Source organism: Empedobacter sp. EJD.6dd, from assembly GCF_057369435.1.
On record NZ_CM170667.1, the window covers coordinates 59510 to 73665 of the forward strand.

General features: G+C 32.1%; 15 protein-coding genes and 1 pseudogene. 4 read left to right on the plus strand and 12 right to left on the minus strand.

From position 1 onward, the window contains the following. Positions 1–42 precede the first annotated feature (42 nt). From AC2I98_RS00340 to queA, 5 genes and pseudogenes are all read right to left on the minus strand, one after another. Positions 43–1229, minus strand: a pseudogene (locus tag AC2I98_RS00340) (IS256 family transposase). Positions 1230–1358: 129 nt separating this feature from the next. Beyond that, the gene (locus tag AC2I98_RS00345) at positions 1359–2291 is read right to left on the minus strand and encodes a polyprenyl synthetase family protein (RefSeq protein WP_486414089.1); all 933 of its coding nucleotides are present in this window, start codon (positions 2289–2291) and stop codon (positions 1359–1361) included. A 56-nt stretch (positions 2292–2347) separates the two neighbouring features. Next, positions 2348–3301 carry a hypothetical protein gene (locus AC2I98_RS00350; RefSeq protein WP_486412672.1) on the minus strand — a complete coding sequence of 318 codons (954 nt, stop codon included), beginning with the start codon at positions 3299–3301 and terminating at the stop codon, positions 2348–2350. Between the two features lie 12 nt (positions 3302–3313). Then, positions 3314–4366: a dual-specificity RNA methyltransferase RlmN gene (rlmN, locus tag AC2I98_RS00355; RefSeq protein WP_486412673.1), complete on the minus strand. Its 1053-nt coding sequence runs from the start codon at positions 4364–4366 to the stop codon at positions 3314–3316. A gap of 7 nt (positions 4367–4373) precedes the next feature. Continuing rightward, positions 4374–5423: a tRNA preQ1(34) S-adenosylmethionine ribosyltransferase-isomerase QueA gene (gene queA / locus AC2I98_RS00360; protein WP_486414090.1), complete on the minus strand. Its 1050-nt coding sequence runs from the start codon at positions 5421–5423 to the stop codon at positions 4374–4376. 157 nt (positions 5424–5580) lie between these two features. On the opposite strand from queA, the gene AC2I98_RS00365 reads away from it, so the two are divergent. Continuing rightward, complete coding sequence (locus AC2I98_RS00365) at positions 5581–6165, plus strand: TlpA family protein disulfide reductase (RefSeq protein WP_486412674.1); 585 nt, start codon at positions 5581–5583, stop codon at positions 6163–6165. A gap of 43 nt (positions 6166–6208) precedes the next feature. On the opposite strand, the gene AC2I98_RS00370 is transcribed toward AC2I98_RS00365, so the two are convergent. The 3 genes from AC2I98_RS00370 to AC2I98_RS00380 are packed head-to-tail and all read right to left on the minus strand — an operon-like array spanning position 6209 to position 8532. Next, positions 6209–7291: a glucosaminidase domain-containing protein gene (locus AC2I98_RS00370; protein ID WP_486412675.1), complete on the minus strand. Its 1083-nt coding sequence runs from the start codon at positions 7289–7291 to the stop codon at positions 6209–6211. Then, positions 7288–8205 carry a 1-aminocyclopropane-1-carboxylate deaminase/D-cysteine desulfhydrase gene (locus tag AC2I98_RS00375; RefSeq protein WP_486412676.1) on the minus strand — a complete coding sequence of 306 codons (918 nt, stop codon included), beginning with the start codon at positions 8203–8205 and terminating at the stop codon, positions 7288–7290. Before AC2I98_RS00375 ends, AC2I98_RS00370 begins: the two co-directional genes overlap by 4 nt. Next, positions 8206–8532: a hypothetical protein gene (locus AC2I98_RS00380; protein ID WP_486412677.1), complete on the minus strand. Its 327-nt coding sequence runs from the start codon at positions 8530–8532 to the stop codon at positions 8206–8208. A 161-nt stretch (positions 8533–8693) separates the two neighbouring features. On the opposite strand from AC2I98_RS00380, the gene AC2I98_RS00385 reads away from it, so the two are divergent. After that, positions 8694–8855 carry a DUF5522 domain-containing protein gene (locus AC2I98_RS00385; protein ID WP_180906370.1) on the plus strand — a complete coding sequence of 54 codons (162 nt, stop codon included), beginning with the start codon at positions 8694–8696 and terminating at the stop codon, positions 8853–8855. Between the two features lie 4 nt (positions 8856–8859). Then, positions 8860–9594, plus strand: coding sequence for a DUF2911 domain-containing protein (locus tag AC2I98_RS00390; protein WP_486412678.1), 735 nt, complete (start codon positions 8860–8862; stop codon positions 9592–9594). Positions 9595–9630: 36 nt separating this feature from the next. On the opposite strand, the gene AC2I98_RS00395 is transcribed toward AC2I98_RS00390, so the two are convergent. Further along, complete coding sequence (locus AC2I98_RS00395) at positions 9631–10065, minus strand: potassium channel family protein (protein ID WP_286485474.1); 435 nt, start codon at positions 10063–10065, stop codon at positions 9631–9633. Positions 10066–10250: 185 nt separating this feature from the next. Here AC2I98_RS00395 and AC2I98_RS00400 point away from each other — a divergent pair, with 185 nt between their 5' ends. Further along, positions 10251–11870, plus strand: coding sequence for a glycoside hydrolase family 10-like protein (locus AC2I98_RS00400; RefSeq protein WP_486412679.1), 1620 nt, complete (start codon positions 10251–10253; stop codon positions 11868–11870). A 50-nt stretch (positions 11871–11920) separates the two neighbouring features. Here AC2I98_RS00400 and AC2I98_RS00405 read toward each other — a convergent pair whose 3' ends face one another. The 3 genes from AC2I98_RS00405 to tsaD form a co-directional block, all read right to left on the minus strand. Continuing rightward, positions 11921–12274 carry a hypothetical protein gene (locus AC2I98_RS00405; RefSeq protein ID WP_486412680.1) on the minus strand — a complete coding sequence of 118 codons (354 nt, stop codon included), beginning with the start codon at positions 12272–12274 and terminating at the stop codon, positions 11921–11923. A 97-nt stretch (positions 12275–12371) separates the two neighbouring features. Beyond that, entirely contained in the window at positions 12372–13082 is a 711-nt protein-coding gene (locus AC2I98_RS00410; RefSeq protein WP_486412681.1) for a 16S rRNA (uracil(1498)-N(3))-methyltransferase, read from the minus strand. Then, positions 13082–14101 (minus strand): tRNA (adenosine(37)-N6)-threonylcarbamoyltransferase complex transferase subunit TsaD, encoded by a 1020-nt coding sequence (gene tsaD, locus AC2I98_RS00415; protein ID WP_486412682.1) that lies wholly within the window; start codon positions 14099–14101, stop codon positions 13082–13084. Before tsaD ends, AC2I98_RS00410 begins: the two co-directional genes overlap by 1 nt. Positions 14102–14156: the final 55 nt, after the last annotated feature.

Genomic DNA, 14156 nt, shown 5'->3' on the forward strand with positions numbered 1-14156 from the left:
TATCCCATCAAGTGTGTAAGTAGAAAAGTTAGGGCTTAGATTTTATAATCTGAGCCTATTTTCAAAAATAAGCATAAATTGGTTTAAAACAATTCCCCAATTATGGATTGGCATAGTCCATTTTTTAGTGGACTCTTTGAGTGCCAGATAAACAGACTTTAAGACAGCATCATCGGTAGGAAATGTAGTGTATTTTCTAATTTTTCCGTTTAGATTTTCAATTAAATTAGTGGTGTAAATGATTTTACGGATTTCTAGCGGAAATTCAAAAAATACAGTGAGCTCATCCCAGTTATTTCTCCAGGATTGAATGGCGTATAAATATTTACTTTCCCATTTTGTTGCAAAATCATCCAAAGCAGCTTTTGCGGCGTCTTTGTTGGGTGCTGTATAAATGTGCTTCATATCGGCAGAAAACTCCTTTCTGTCTTTCCAAACCACATATTTGCACGCATTTCTAATCTGATGAACTACACAAATTTGAGTTTGAGATTCTGGAAAAACAGAGCGAATGGTCTGGGTAAATCCATTCAAATTATCGGTTGCTGTAATGAGAATATCTTCAACACCACGAGCTTTTAAATCGGTCAAAACACTCATCCAAAAACTGGAACTCTCATTCTTTCCAAGCCACATGCCTAACACTTCTTTTCTTCCCTCTCGGTTTAAACCAACGGCTAAATAAATGGTTTTATTGATGACTTTTGAATTTTCTCGAACTTTAAAAACAATTCCATCCATCCAAACAATCAAGTATAAGTCGTCTAATGGTCGGTTTTGCCAAGCAACAACTTCACTAGCAACAGCGTTAGTAATTCGTGATATTGTTGATGTTGAAATATCAAAATCGTACATCTCGCGAATCTGTTCTTCGATGTCCGAAACACTCATTCCTTTGGCATAAAATGAAATAATAATATTTTCTAAACCATCGATAATATTGTGTCTTTTGGGAACTAAAGCAGGTTCAAAACTGCCTTTTCTATCACGAGGAACCTTAATTTCTGATTCACCAAAAGCGGATTTTATTTTCTTGGAGTCATGTCCGTTTCGATAATTTCCATCTTTGCTTCTGGCATGTTTTTCATTGTCTAGATGACTATCTAGTTCAGCATCCAACATATGTTCAACTGCTTTCTTGTGCAGCTCCTTGAAGAAAGATGTTAAATCCTCTCCATTCTTAAAGGACTTGTATCCTTACTGTTTAATAAATCTTCTTTGTCGATCATAACTATGTAACGTTTAAAAATAATAAAAAGTTATCTCCGAAAAATTATTTGAGCTGTAAGGCTCATAATTTTTCAGAATAACTTTTCTTCTTACACAGTTTGTGTGATACTACCTAGAAGTCCGGTTTTTTATTTTTCTCTTTCGATAACATATTTCACCATTGTTTCCAATGAATTTCGAAATTCACTTTCGGGAAATTCGTATAGTATATCTAAAGCCTCTTGGCTATATTGTTTCATCATTTTTTGCGTGTACTCAATTCCGCCATGATCTTTCACATACTGAATAATTTCTCGTACACGTTTTTTGTCATTGTTGTAACGTTTTACGGAATTGATCAACCATTTTTTATCCTTTTCAGATGCTGTGTTGATCGAATAAATCAAAGGTAACGTCATTTTTTGTTCCTTAATATCTATTCCAACGGGTTTTCCAATTGCGTTAGAAGTCGTATAATCAAATAAATCATCTTTAATCTGAAAGGCAATTCCAACCAATTCTCCGAAACGATGCATTTTCTTAGCAACTTCTTCCGAGCAACCAACAGAACGAGCTCCAGCTTCACAACAAGCTGCGATAAGTGTCGCTGTTTTCATTCGAATAATTTCGAAGTAGACATCTTCTGTAATATCAAGTTTACGTGCTTTTTCGATTTGTAATAATTCACCTTCCGAAATTTCTTGTATTGCTACGGAAACAACTTCAAGCAAATCAAAATCTTTGTTTTTTGTTGAAATAATTAAAGTCTTTGACAAAAAATAATCACCTACTAAAACAGCAACTTTATTCTTCCAAATTGCATTAAGCGAGAAAAATCCGCGACGCAAAGTACTATCATCTACAACGTCATCGTGTACCAAAGTAGCGGTATGAATAAGCTCGATAAAAGAAGCTGCACGATACGTACGCTCTTGTACTTCTCCGTTTAATTTTGCAGTCAAAAAAACAAACATCGGACGCATTTGTTTTCCTTTTCTACGAACAATATAATTTGAAATACGGTCTAAAAGTGAAACGTTACTCTTCATCGATTCGAAGAATTTCTTTTCAAATAATTTCATTTCCTCCGCAATTGGAGCTTTAATCTTATCTACCGTGTTACTCAAAATTTAATGTTTTAATTCGTAAAATTATTGATGCAATGTACTATTTGCTTAGCGTAAAATCCTTTAAAATTAAATTCTTCGCCACTAATGCAAATTTTATTATCTTTTGGGTTAACAGAAATTCCTTCCAATTGTCCCAATTGTGTCGTAAATCCCAAAGGTAAACTTATTTTTTTAACTTGAGAAGTGAAGAATAACTGATTGTTATCCTGTGGTAAATCAAACCAATTGATAAATGCTAATGCCTCTTTTGTGTAACCTAAAAGATAAATCCCTTTGGTCGGACTAGTTACATCAGCATCAATATAAGCCGCTGTAACAGCGTAATTGGTTTTAAAAATTTCTAATTTTTTGGCTGCGTGTTTTTTTGAAGAATCAATTGGAACAACATAATGTGTCGTTTCCATATTTGACCATTCTTTTGTAAAAATATGCAACTGATTATCATAAATAAAAAAAGCTTCAGCATCCCAATTCGTTGTCAAATTTTTGAACTGAAAATTATCTTGTTCTGGATAATAAAATTCTATTTTCTGAGCTTTAAATTGTTGATTAGATTGAGAATAATCGATTTCTTTTTTATCGATAAAATAAATAGCTAAGTCTTTTCTTTTGCCCATATTATTTCCGAAATCAGCAAAATAAATTCGATTATCGTCCGAAGAAATTTCTTCCCAATCAGTATTAGCCACATTTGTAATAAAAATTGTATTGAGGATTTTACCCGTTTCTAAGTCAAAACGATACAATTCTGGTTTGTTTCCAGAATCATTTAAACCCCAAAAAGAAGCCATATTTTTATCTTCTTTTTCATATTCTAAAGCTGATATTTCGTTCAAAGTTGATGGTAAGTCGTAACTTTTCATCTGATAATCATCGATAGAAATTGTATCGATATTTTCTACTATTTGAGCGAAAGAAGTTTTAGATAGAATCAAAAATAAAAATATGGCTAAATATTTCATTTGATTATTTTTTTAGGCATTTCCAGTTTTATTGGCTAATTGTCCGCAAGCTGCATCAATATCTTTTCCACGACTACGACGAACATTTACCACAATATTATTACTTTCTAATGCTTTTATATAATTATCAATTGCTTGTTCCGATGCTTGTTTGTACATTCCATCCTCCTCAATTGCATTATACTCGATAATATTAATTTTTGAAGGAACTTTTTTACAGAATTTCACCAATGCATCAATGTCTTCTTTTTTATCATTAACACCACCCCAAACAATATATTCGAACGTAATTCGTAAACCTGTTTTTTCGTACCAATATTGTAAACTATCCATTAAATCTGTTAACGGAAATTTCACAGTAAAAGGCATAATTACATTACGAACTTCTTCACGAGCCGAATGTAATGATACAGCAAGATTTACACGTAAATCTTCATCAGCCAACTTTTCAATCATTTTCGGAATACCCGAAGTAGAAACTGTTATTCTTCTTGGAGCCATTCCCAAACCTTCTGGCAACGTAATTTTTTTGATAGCAGAAATAACTTCGTTATAATTTAACAAAGGTTCTCCCATTCCCATAAAAACAATATTACTTAAAGGACGATTAAAGAAACGTTTACTCTCATCATCAATAATCACAACTTGATCAACGATTTCGGCAGCCGTTAAATTTCGCATACGTTTTAATTGAGCCGTCGCACAAAATGTACAATCTAAACTACAACCAACTTGAGATGATACACAAGCGGTTGTGCGTGTATCTGTAGGAATTAAAACAGATTCTACTATGTTACCATCATGAAGCTTTACAGCATTCTTGATGGTTCCGTCGTTAGATTTTTGTAGAAGATCTACTTCAACTGGTTGAATTTGGAAAGCTTCTCCTAATTGCTCACGTAGCGCCTTAGAAATATTCGTCATGTCATCAAATTGATGCGCATTCTTTTTCCATAACCATTCGTACACTTGTTTTGCGCGGAATGATTTTTCTCCAATCTCTTTGAAATAATCTTCAATCTCAGCTTGTGAAAGCTTTCGTATGTCTTTTTTTGTTGTATTCAAACTGATCTTATAGGATTAACATTGCATCTCCGTAAGAGTAGAATTTGTATCCTTCTTTTACAGCTTCGTTGTACGCTTTCATTGTTAAATCGTGTCCAGCAAACGCAGAAATCATCATAATTAATGTAGATTTTGGCGTGTGGAAGTTTGTAATCATACAATTTGCAATTGAGAAATCGTAAGGTGGGTGAATAAATTTATTCGTCCATCCATCAAAAGCGTTTAAGTGACCATCAGCAGAAACTGAAGATTCGATAGAACGCATAGAAGTTGTACCAATAGCACAAACTTTTTTCTTTTCGTCAATTGCTCTATTTACTAAATCTGCTGTAGCTTGAGGAATAATTACTTGCTCAGATTCCATTTTGTGTTTAGATAAATCTTCAACTTCAACAGCCTGAAAAGTTCCTAAACCTATATGTAATGTTAATTCAGCAAAATCAACACCTTTAATTTCTAAACGCTTTAATAAATGTTTAGAGAAATGTAAACCAGCTGTAGGCGCAGCAACTGCTCCTTCGTGTTTTGCATAAATTGTTTGGTAACGTTCTGCATCTTCTGGCTCAACGTCACGTAAAATATATTTTGGAAGTGGGGTTTCTCCTAATTCTTTCAATTTTGCACGGAACTCTTCATAAGAACCATCAAATAAGAAACGTAAAGTACGTCCACGAGAAGTTGTGTTGTCTACAACCTCAGCAACTAATGTATCATCATTATCAAAAAATAATTTATTTCCGATACGAATTTTACGTGCAGGATCTACCAAAACATCCCATAAACGAGTTTCTGCATCTAATTCTCTTAATAAGAAAACTTCGATTTGAGCTCCAGTTTTTTCTTTATTACCCATTAAACGAGCAGGAAAAACTTTCGTGTTGTTGCGAATCATCACATCTCCTTCATCAAAATATTCGATAAGATCTTTAAATTGTCTATGTTCAATTTCTCCGGTGTCACGGTGAACAACCATTAAGCGAGCTTCGTCTCTGTTTTCAGAAGGGCGATCTGCCAAAAGTTCTTCAGGTAAAGTAAAGTCGAAATCGGAGGTTTTCATTTTCATAATTGTACAATTTTTTGCAAATATACGACCTCAGCTACCCCTTTGTCAAGTGAATTGAGGTATTTTATGAAATTGATAACGTTTAAATGTTTATTTTTGACAGCTAACCTGCTTTATTAAGCAGATTATATAACTTAGTTTAAATTGATAAATGAAAACGAAACTACTTATTTTGTCAATGGTTTTTACACTTTTTAGTTGTAGCAAATCTGAACAGAAAATTGAAGAATTTACTGAAATAGAAAAAATTGATTCTGTTGCAGCAAAAGAGTCACCTGAAACTGAAATTCCAAAAGAATTGGTAAAAGCTCCAGATTTTTCATTAACTGATATTAATGGAAAACGATTTGATTTAGCTGATTTTAAAGGAAAATATGTTTACATTGACATTTGGGCAACTTGGTGTGGACCTTGTAAAGTACAAATTCCGTTTATGAAAGAGTTGGAAAAGCAATTTCGTGATGCGCCAATTCATTTTGTAAGCATTTCTTTGGATAAGGAAGAAGATAAACCGATTTGGGAAAAAATGGTTAGAGAAAATCAGATGTCTGGTGTGCAATTGTTTGCTGGACGAGAAAACAATTTTGGTTTCGATTATCAAATACAATACATTCCGACGTTTATTATTTTAGATAAAGAAGGAAATATTATGATTGATCGTGCGCCAGCACCAATGGATTATCAAACAAGAGAGATTAATCAACAATTAGTTGATATTTTCAAGATGATGAAATAAAAAAAAGCTTCCATTTGGAAGCTTTTTTGGTTTATTGAACTTATTATGCTCTAATTTTTGTTTTCAAATTAATTCGTTGACCAATTTTAGGTTGTTCACCTGGCTCCATACGATTTAGTTTATATAGGTTGTTTACTTTTACACCAAAACGTTGTGAGATAGTATACATATCATCACCTTCCTGTACTTTGTATGAATAATCAGAACCTTTTGTTTTCTTTTTACCGAAAAATACAATTTGTCCATCTTTCAATTTTGAACCCATCTGAATTTCATTGAAATTTGCAATATCCGAAGGAACCTTATTGTATGTTTTAGAAATTGTAGCAATTGTTTCTCCAGCTTGTGCAACAATGTAAGGAATATTATTTTTGTGATTTTTAATTCGAGTTGTAGGATTTTGAGGACGAGTTTCATAAACAACAGTTTTGTTATTTACAATAGGTTCATTTTTCTCTATAACATTATTATTTGGTTGATAAGAAGCTAAAGTTATCTCTTCCTTGATTGATTTTGGTTCATTTTTCTTCTTCGCTTTCGAAGAATTATTAGCCATCATCATATCATCTTGATTATTATACAAGGTGTATAATTTAGCGTAAACTTCTTCAGTAGAAATTTTATCAAATTGATCTAAATTATATTTTTCGATTCTAGAGATTAATTTAGATGCATATTTAGGATCTGTTGCATATCCAGATTTCTTTAGCCCATGTGCCCAAGCATTATAATCAGTCGGATCTAAAACAAATAATGCTTTGTAATAAGGTCTTAACGCTAAAAATTTGGAGTGATCTCTGTAACTTTCTTCTACAGAACTATAAGAGCGGAAACATTCACCTTTTGCATCATCATCATGATAAATTCTCGGTTTATCTAACGACCATTCTTCTGGTCCTTTGCATTTTATTCCAAAATGATTATTGGCTTGATCGGCTAATTTACTTTGTCCGCCACCAGTTTCTAATAAACCTTGTGCTAAAGTAATACTTGCCGGAACTTTGTAAAGTTGCATTTCTTCAACAGCTAAAATAGCATGTTTTCGAATGTAAGTTATGTCTCTACTTTCTTGTGCTTGCGTCGAAATTGTCAACACTAAACTAAAAACGTACAACAATTTTTTCATTCTATAATATTTTTGTTCTTCTTCTTTAAAAGTTTGTTCATTCCTTCAATTCCCTGTAATCCACCAGTATGAACAATGAGAATTTTAGAATTGTCACTAAAATAATGATTTTTAATTAATTGAAAAATACCAAAAACCATTTTTCCAGTATAAATAGGATCCAATTGAATATGATTAATTCGCTTGAAATCATTTACAAAAGTAATTAATTCATCCGAAACTTTTCCATATCCGCCAAAATGATACTCATTAAAAATAGTAAAATTCGATTTATTTGTCAATTTTTCTACTTCATTTTGGATAAAATCTCCCTTTAAACTCGGAAAACCTAAAATTTTTTGGTGAGGTTTTGAGCTTTCAATCAATCCAGCAATTGTTCCGCAAGTTCCGATTGCCGAAGCAATAAAATCATATTCGAAACAATCATCGTACAAAATCTCTTCGCAACCTTTTATCGCAAAATCATTTGTGCCTCCTTCTGGAATAACGTAAGTATTTGGGTATTTAGTGTTTAAATGGTTGATAAATTCTAAATCATCTTTTTTTCGATAATCTTCTCTCGAAATAAAATGTAATTGCATTCCACATTTTTGAGCAAAACGTAACGTAGGATTTTCATCTATTTTATCCTTTAATTCTTCTCCTCGAATAATGCCGATAGTTTCGAAATGATGTAGTTGACCAGCTGCCGCCGTTGCTGCAATATGATTGGAAAAAGCACCGCCAAATGTTAGTAATTTTTTGAAACCAAGTCTTTCAGCTTCTATGAAATTATATTTCAGCTTTCGGTATTTATTTCCAGAGATTTCGGGATGAGTTAAATCTTCTCTCAAAATAGAAAGTTGAATATTCTGAGATGTTAAATGTGTAATATCAATCTGTTGAATTTGAGCTTTATATTCGTTCCAAATCATTTACAAATATTTTAGGAAACTATAAAATTTTCGTTCTTTTAAGTAATTCAAATTGTGTTCGTTGGCATAAGCTTCACGCTCAAAACTAATATTGCAATATGCTTTGTGTTGATCGCGATATTGGATTAATCGAATTGCATACTCAATCAAATAAAAAGGATAGAAAAAAATGATCAAAAGTTCGAGTTGCTGAATGATATGAATGGTTTCGTGATTGATTAAAACTTCATCATTTTTCAGTTTTTTATCTCTCAAAAAAATGAAAGGAAAAATGGTAATTCCAATAAAATTCTTTCGGAATAAATGACTCAAAACAACTACAAACATGATTTAGGTAATTCGATTTTGTTGCAAAATTAATCAATCTGAGAAGATATTGATTTAAAAAGCATTAAAAATCGTAAATTTAGAGGAAGTTTCACAAATAATTATCATACCAAAATTAATGATAGTTTATAGATAAAAGTTGTAATTTCACAGCATTAGAAATGAAAAAGTTTGAAGAAGGAGATTATTATTTATCTCCAGAAGGTTTCAGAATATTTACTGAACAATATCTAAAAAGAAGAGGATATTGTTGCAAAAGTGGATGTAAACATTGTCCGTATGGATACGACAAAAAAACAGATAAAATAAAGAATAAGAAATAATTATATGAAAATAACATCAACAGTTTTGGCTTTGTTAATAGGGAGTTGTGCTTTTGCGCAAATGAAATTTCCTGCGGTAAGTTCTCATGCTGAAATTGAGCAAAAAGTAGGTTTGACAGAATTTGAAGTTGAATATAATCGACCAAATGTAAACGGAAGAAAAGTGTTTGGAAAATTGGTTCCGAATGGAGAAGTTTGGCGAACTGGAGCGAATGAAAATACGGTCATCAAATTTGATAAACCAATCAAAGTGAATGGACAAGAGTTGGCTGCTGGCGAATATGCGTTGTATAGCATTCCGAACAAAGAGGAGTGGGAGGTAATTTTTTATAAAGACACGAAAAACTGGGGGAATCCGAAAGAGTGGAAAGAATCGAATATCGCATTGAAAGTGAAAGCTCCGTCGACAAAATCGATGAATAATAAGACAGAAACGTTTGAGATTCGTTTTACAAATGTGACGCAAAAATCAGCTAATTTGGTTTTAGCTTGGGATAACACAACGGTTGTTTTGGATATTGAAACGAATACAATTAACGAAGTTTTAAAAATGATTGGAGATCAATTGAATGAAAATTCTTCTGCAAGAGATTTTTACAATTCAGCAAACTTCTATTATTCGAATAAATTGGATCGAAATCAAGCGTTGAAATGGGTTAATACAGCTTTAGAAAAAGATGCAAATGCGCCAGATTATTACAAAGAATTGAAAGTTAATTTGGAAAAAAATAAATATTAATTAAAAATCCCTTCAAAAATTTTTGAAGGGATTTTTTTATTGAGTAATATTCTTCTTTAAGATAATTTGTAGGTAAGAAAACATCAACGCAGTTGACCAGCCTACCATCATAATTCCGTTTATAGCTTCTAATCCAGCCATAATTTTCCATTCGCTATCAATCACAACATCACCGTAACCAACGGTTGTAAAAGTGATTAATGAAAAATAGATTGCTTCTTGAAAACTATATAAATTGTCAATATTTGGATTGAAATAAAAAGTAGCCGCCCAAATTGTACATTGTGCACCGTGCAATAAAGTCAAGAAAGATACTGAAATTGCCATTTGCCAAAGCACTTCACTAAACGTTAATCGTTGTTTTTTGAGATTAAATTTATGTAGATATTTTAGCGAATAAACCGTAACAGTTGATTGTAAAATAACATTTACACAAATAATCAATACGCCAAAACATATAATTAGAAACATATTTTTATCAATTATAGATGAGTACAAAAATGTAAAGAATAAAATTTATAAAACACTTTTTGAAGCGAAAAATTTCGTAAATTTAATAAAGAAGGAAAATCTAGATATCCTAAATATTTGATAAAATCTGGATTAATAAAGCTTTATTACTAATTTTGTAACGCTAAAAATACATATTTCAACAAATGAAAATTAATTTTAAATATATTTTGATGTGTTTCGGAGTAGCTACAATTGGCTTGACTTCGTGTGCTTCAAATAAAAGTTCGAAAAAAATAGTTTATAAAAAAGTGGAATCTAAACAGCCTACAAAACCTGTAGAATCTATACAAACAACTATTCCTACTACACCAAAAACTGAAATTCCGAACAAGAAAGATGAGGTTTTTACGGTGAAATTACCAGAAGTAAATCGTGAATTCCGCGCGGCTTGGGTGGCTTCTGTTGCAAATATTAACTGGCCTTCTAAAAAAGATTTAACGACAACGCAACAAAAAGATGAAGCGATAAAGTTGTTGGACATGTTAGAGGCAAACAATTTTAATGCAGTTATTTTTCAGGTTCGTCCAGCAGCAGATGCTTTGTACAAAAGTAATTTCGAACCTTGGTCTTACTTCTTAACTGGAGAAGAAGGAAAAGCGCCTTCTCCATATTATGACCCATTAGAGTTTTGGGTGGAAGAAGCGCACAAACGTGGAATTGAGTTGCATGTTTGGTTAAATCCTTACAGAGCGCATCACAGTAGTGGAGGACCGGTGACAAGTGAGTCGATGGTGAAAAGATCGCCAAGTAATGTGGTGAGATTGAAGAACGGTATGTGTTGGTTTGATCCTGCTGACAAAAAAACGCAAGATCATGTTTCGGAAGTTGTTCGCGATATCGTTTCACGTTATGATATTGATGGTGTTCATTTTGATGATTATTTCTATCCATACGCTTCTTATAATGGAGGTGCAGATTTTCCAGATAATACGACTTGGAACGTTTATAAAAACAATGGGGGGAATTTATCAAGAGCAGATTGGCGTCGTCAAAATGTGAATACAATTATCGAAAGAATTTACAAAGAAATCAAAGCAGAAAAACCTTTTGTGAAATTTGGAATTAGTCCTTTTGGAATTTGGAAACCAGGTTATCCTTCTGGAATTACAGGTTCTTCACAATATGATGAATTGTATGCAGACGCAAAATTATGGTTGAACAAAGGTTGGGTTGATTATTTTTCGCCTCAATTATATTGGCCAATTAATTCGACAGGACAAAGTTTTCCTAAATTATTAGAATGGTGGAAATCAGAAAATACACATAATCGTCATCTTTGGCCAGGTTTGAATACGGTTGAGGTAAAAGTTTCGGATAGAACAACTGAGATTACGAATCAGGTAAAAATGGCTGGAGAAATCTTACAAAATAATGTAGGTGTTATTCATTGGAGTATTGCTGGTTTAACAAAAAACCCTTCGATGTTGAGCTATTTAAAAGAAGGTCCATATAAAGCAAAAGCTTTGGTGCCAACTATGAACTGGATTAAGGCAGATCGTTTGGCAAAACCAAGTTTGTCTGTAAATGCAAAAACATCAGAAGTTGTAATGAATTGGAACGATTACAAAATGACATCTAATGTTTCGAAATGGATTTTATATATACGTTACAACAACGATTGGGAAACATCTATTTTAGATCGTACGAAAACAAACCAAACGATTCTGAAACATAAAGACGGAAAAAGTTTAACAGCAGTTGCATTAAAAGCTGTTGATCGTTTAGGAAACGAAAGCGATTACGTTGCTGAAAGAATAAATTAAGAGTAAATATCTTTTAAAATATAAATCCTCAACAAAAGCTGAGGATTTTTTTATTTTCGTTTTTTCAAGATATAATAAAGTGCATCATCATCATTTTCTTTTGATGTGTACGCAAACTGAAATTCATATCCATTTTCTGACATAAAATTTAGTGCATCAATCATCGAATTAAATTTGATTGTATTTCCTTTTTCATCTTTAATTTTTAGACCGTTTTTAAATGAAATTGATTTTGTTTCTTGTCCGAAATCTAATCTTATATTCATTTTTGTACTCAAACCTCGTCCAGTTCCAATAATCTGAACATAATCAACATTTATATCTTTAATCGGAACATCATTTACAGTTTGTGCAAACGAAAAACTTCCGAAAAGTAATCCCAAAGTAAGTGCTATTTTTTTCATAGTTATTTAAATTTTGATAAAGATATTTATTTTCAAATAAAACAAAAAAACCGATTCATTTTCGAATCGGTTTTTGGTATAAATTATTGTTTTTGATTTATTTTTCTAAACCCCAATCAACTGCAAAAACGGCTTGTAGAGCTGCGGTTTCTGTACGGAAACGTTGATGTCCAAGACTAATTCCTGTAAAATTATGTTCTTCAGCAAAAAGAATTTCATCTCTCGAAAAATCTCCTTCAGGTCCAATCATAATCAATATTTTCTGCGGATTATTTTCTAAAACTGTTCGCAAAGGTGTACGCTCAATATCTGCTTCGCAATGCGCAATACATTTCGTAAAACCTTCAAAATCCTGTTTGATAAATTCATTGAATTTTGTCAAATCATTTATTTTTGGTAAATACGCTTTCAACGATTGCTTTGTAGCAGATTGAACTATTTTTTCGATTCGCTCGATTTTAATATTTTTTCGTTCCGAATGAAAAGTTTGCAAAAAAGTAATTTCGTCAATACCAATTTCAGTTGCTTTTTCTAAGAAAAATTCCAAACGTTCCATTGTTTTAGTTGGCGCAATCGCAACATGTAAATAATAGTTTTTTTGCTCGAAATTTGTTTTTAAATCAACAACTTTTCCTTCAACAGCCTTTTTAGAAATTTCTGTAATTTCTACTTCAGCCAAATTTCCTTTTCCATCTGTTACATGAACCAAATCGCCTTCTTTTCCGCGTAAAACTTTTGCAAAATGATGACTTTCTTCTTCGTTCAGAATGGCTGTATCGTGATGAATTTCTCCAAAAAATAATTTCATTAAATATGGTATTTCGCTACAGATTTCGCTGTGTTTTCTGTAAATATTTCTTGATCAAATTTTAAACTTCCAACCATTGCAATCATTGCAGCATTGTCAGTTGTATAAGCGAATTTAGGAATAAAAGTTTTCCAACCAAATTCTGTTTCTCCGTCTTTTAGTCGTTGACGAATTTCAGAATTTGCCGAAACTCCACCTGCAATTGCAATTTGTTTAATTCCAGTTTCGTCTGATGCTTTTTTTACTTTTTCCATCAAAATATTTACGATAGAACGTTGAATAGAAGCACATAAATCGTCCATATTTTCTTCGATAAAATTAGGATTAGCTTTGACTTCTTTCTGAATAAAATATAAAATTGAAGTTTTGAAACCACTAAAACTAAAGTTTAAACCTTCTATTTTTGGTTTAGCAAATTGGAATTTTGTTGGATCTCCAATTTTAGATTTTTTGTCGATAATTGGACCTGCAGGATAAGGTAAATTTAAAATTTTACCTGCTTTATCAAAAGCTTCACCAGCGGCATCATCTATCGTTTCGCCTAAAATTTCCATCTCAAAATAATTATTGATTTTCACTATTTGAGTATGTCCTCCAGAAACTGTTAAACATAAAAATGGAAAAGTAGGTTTTTCATCATTGGCATCTTCAATAAAATTTGCCAAAATATGCGCTTGCATATGATTCACTTCAATCAACGGAATATCCAATGATTGACTAAAAGATTTTGCAAAACTTCCGCCAACCAAAAGCGAACCCATTAATCCTGGACCGCGCGTATAAGCAATTGCTTTAAGTTCTTCTTTGTTAATATTTGCCTGTTTTAAGGCTTGATCTACGACGGGAACAATATTTTGTTGATGTGCTCTCGAAGCTAATTCTGGTACTACGCCACCATATATTTCGTGAATTTTTTGGCTTGCCACAACGTTAGAAATAATTTTATTTCCGTCAATAATTGCTGCGCCTGTATCATCACAAGAAGATTCTATGGCTAAAATGTAGTTTTTATCGCTCATAATTCCTTGTAGAATAAAATTTATAACTTATTTTTACCCTGCAAATATCGTAAAT

Coding starts and splice junctions, on each gene's coding strand:
- AC2I98_RS00345 (WP_486414089.1), bottom strand. CDS start 2,291: ATGAAATTATTTGAAAAGAAATTCTTCGAATCGATGAAGAGTAACGTT.
- AC2I98_RS00350 (WP_486412672.1), bottom strand. CDS start 3,301: ATGAAATATTTAGCCATATTTTTATTTTTGATTCTATCTAAAACTTCT.
- queA (WP_486414090.1), bottom strand. CDS start 5,423: ATGAAAACCTCCGATTTCGACTTTACTTTACCTGAAGAACTTTTGGCA.
- AC2I98_RS00365 (WP_486412674.1), top strand. CDS start 5,581: ATGAAAACGAAACTACTTATTTTGTCAATGGTTTTTACACTTTTTAGT.
- AC2I98_RS00370 (WP_486412675.1), bottom strand. CDS start 7,291: ATGAAAAAATTGTTGTACGTTTTTAGTTTAGTGTTGACAATTTCGACG.
- AC2I98_RS00375 (WP_486412676.1), bottom strand. CDS start 8,205: ATGATTTGGAACGAATATAAAGCTCAAATTCAACAGATTGATATTACA.
- AC2I98_RS00380 (WP_486412677.1), bottom strand. CDS start 8,532: ATGTTTGTAGTTGTTTTGAGTCATTTATTCCGAAAGAATTTTATTGGA.
- AC2I98_RS00385 (WP_180906370.1), top strand. CDS start 8,694: ATGAAAAAGTTTGAAGAAGGAGATTATTATTTATCTCCAGAAGGTTTC.
- AC2I98_RS00390 (WP_486412678.1), top strand. CDS start 8,860: ATGAAAATAACATCAACAGTTTTGGCTTTGTTAATAGGGAGTTGTGCT.
- AC2I98_RS00395 (WP_286485474.1), bottom strand. CDS start 10,065: ATGTTTCTAATTATATGTTTTGGCGTATTGATTATTTGTGTAAATGTT.
- AC2I98_RS00400 (WP_486412679.1), top strand. CDS start 10,251: ATGAAAATTAATTTTAAATATATTTTGATGTGTTTCGGAGTAGCTACA.
- AC2I98_RS00405 (WP_486412680.1), bottom strand. CDS start 12,274: ATGAAAAAAATAGCACTTACTTTGGGATTACTTTTCGGAAGTTTTTCG.
- AC2I98_RS00410 (WP_486412681.1), bottom strand. CDS start 13,082: ATGAAATTATTTTTTGGAGAAATTCATCACGATACAGCCATTCTGAAC.
- tsaD (WP_486412682.1), bottom strand. CDS start 14,101: ATGAGCGATAAAAACTACATTTTAGCCATAGAATCTTCTTGTGATGAT.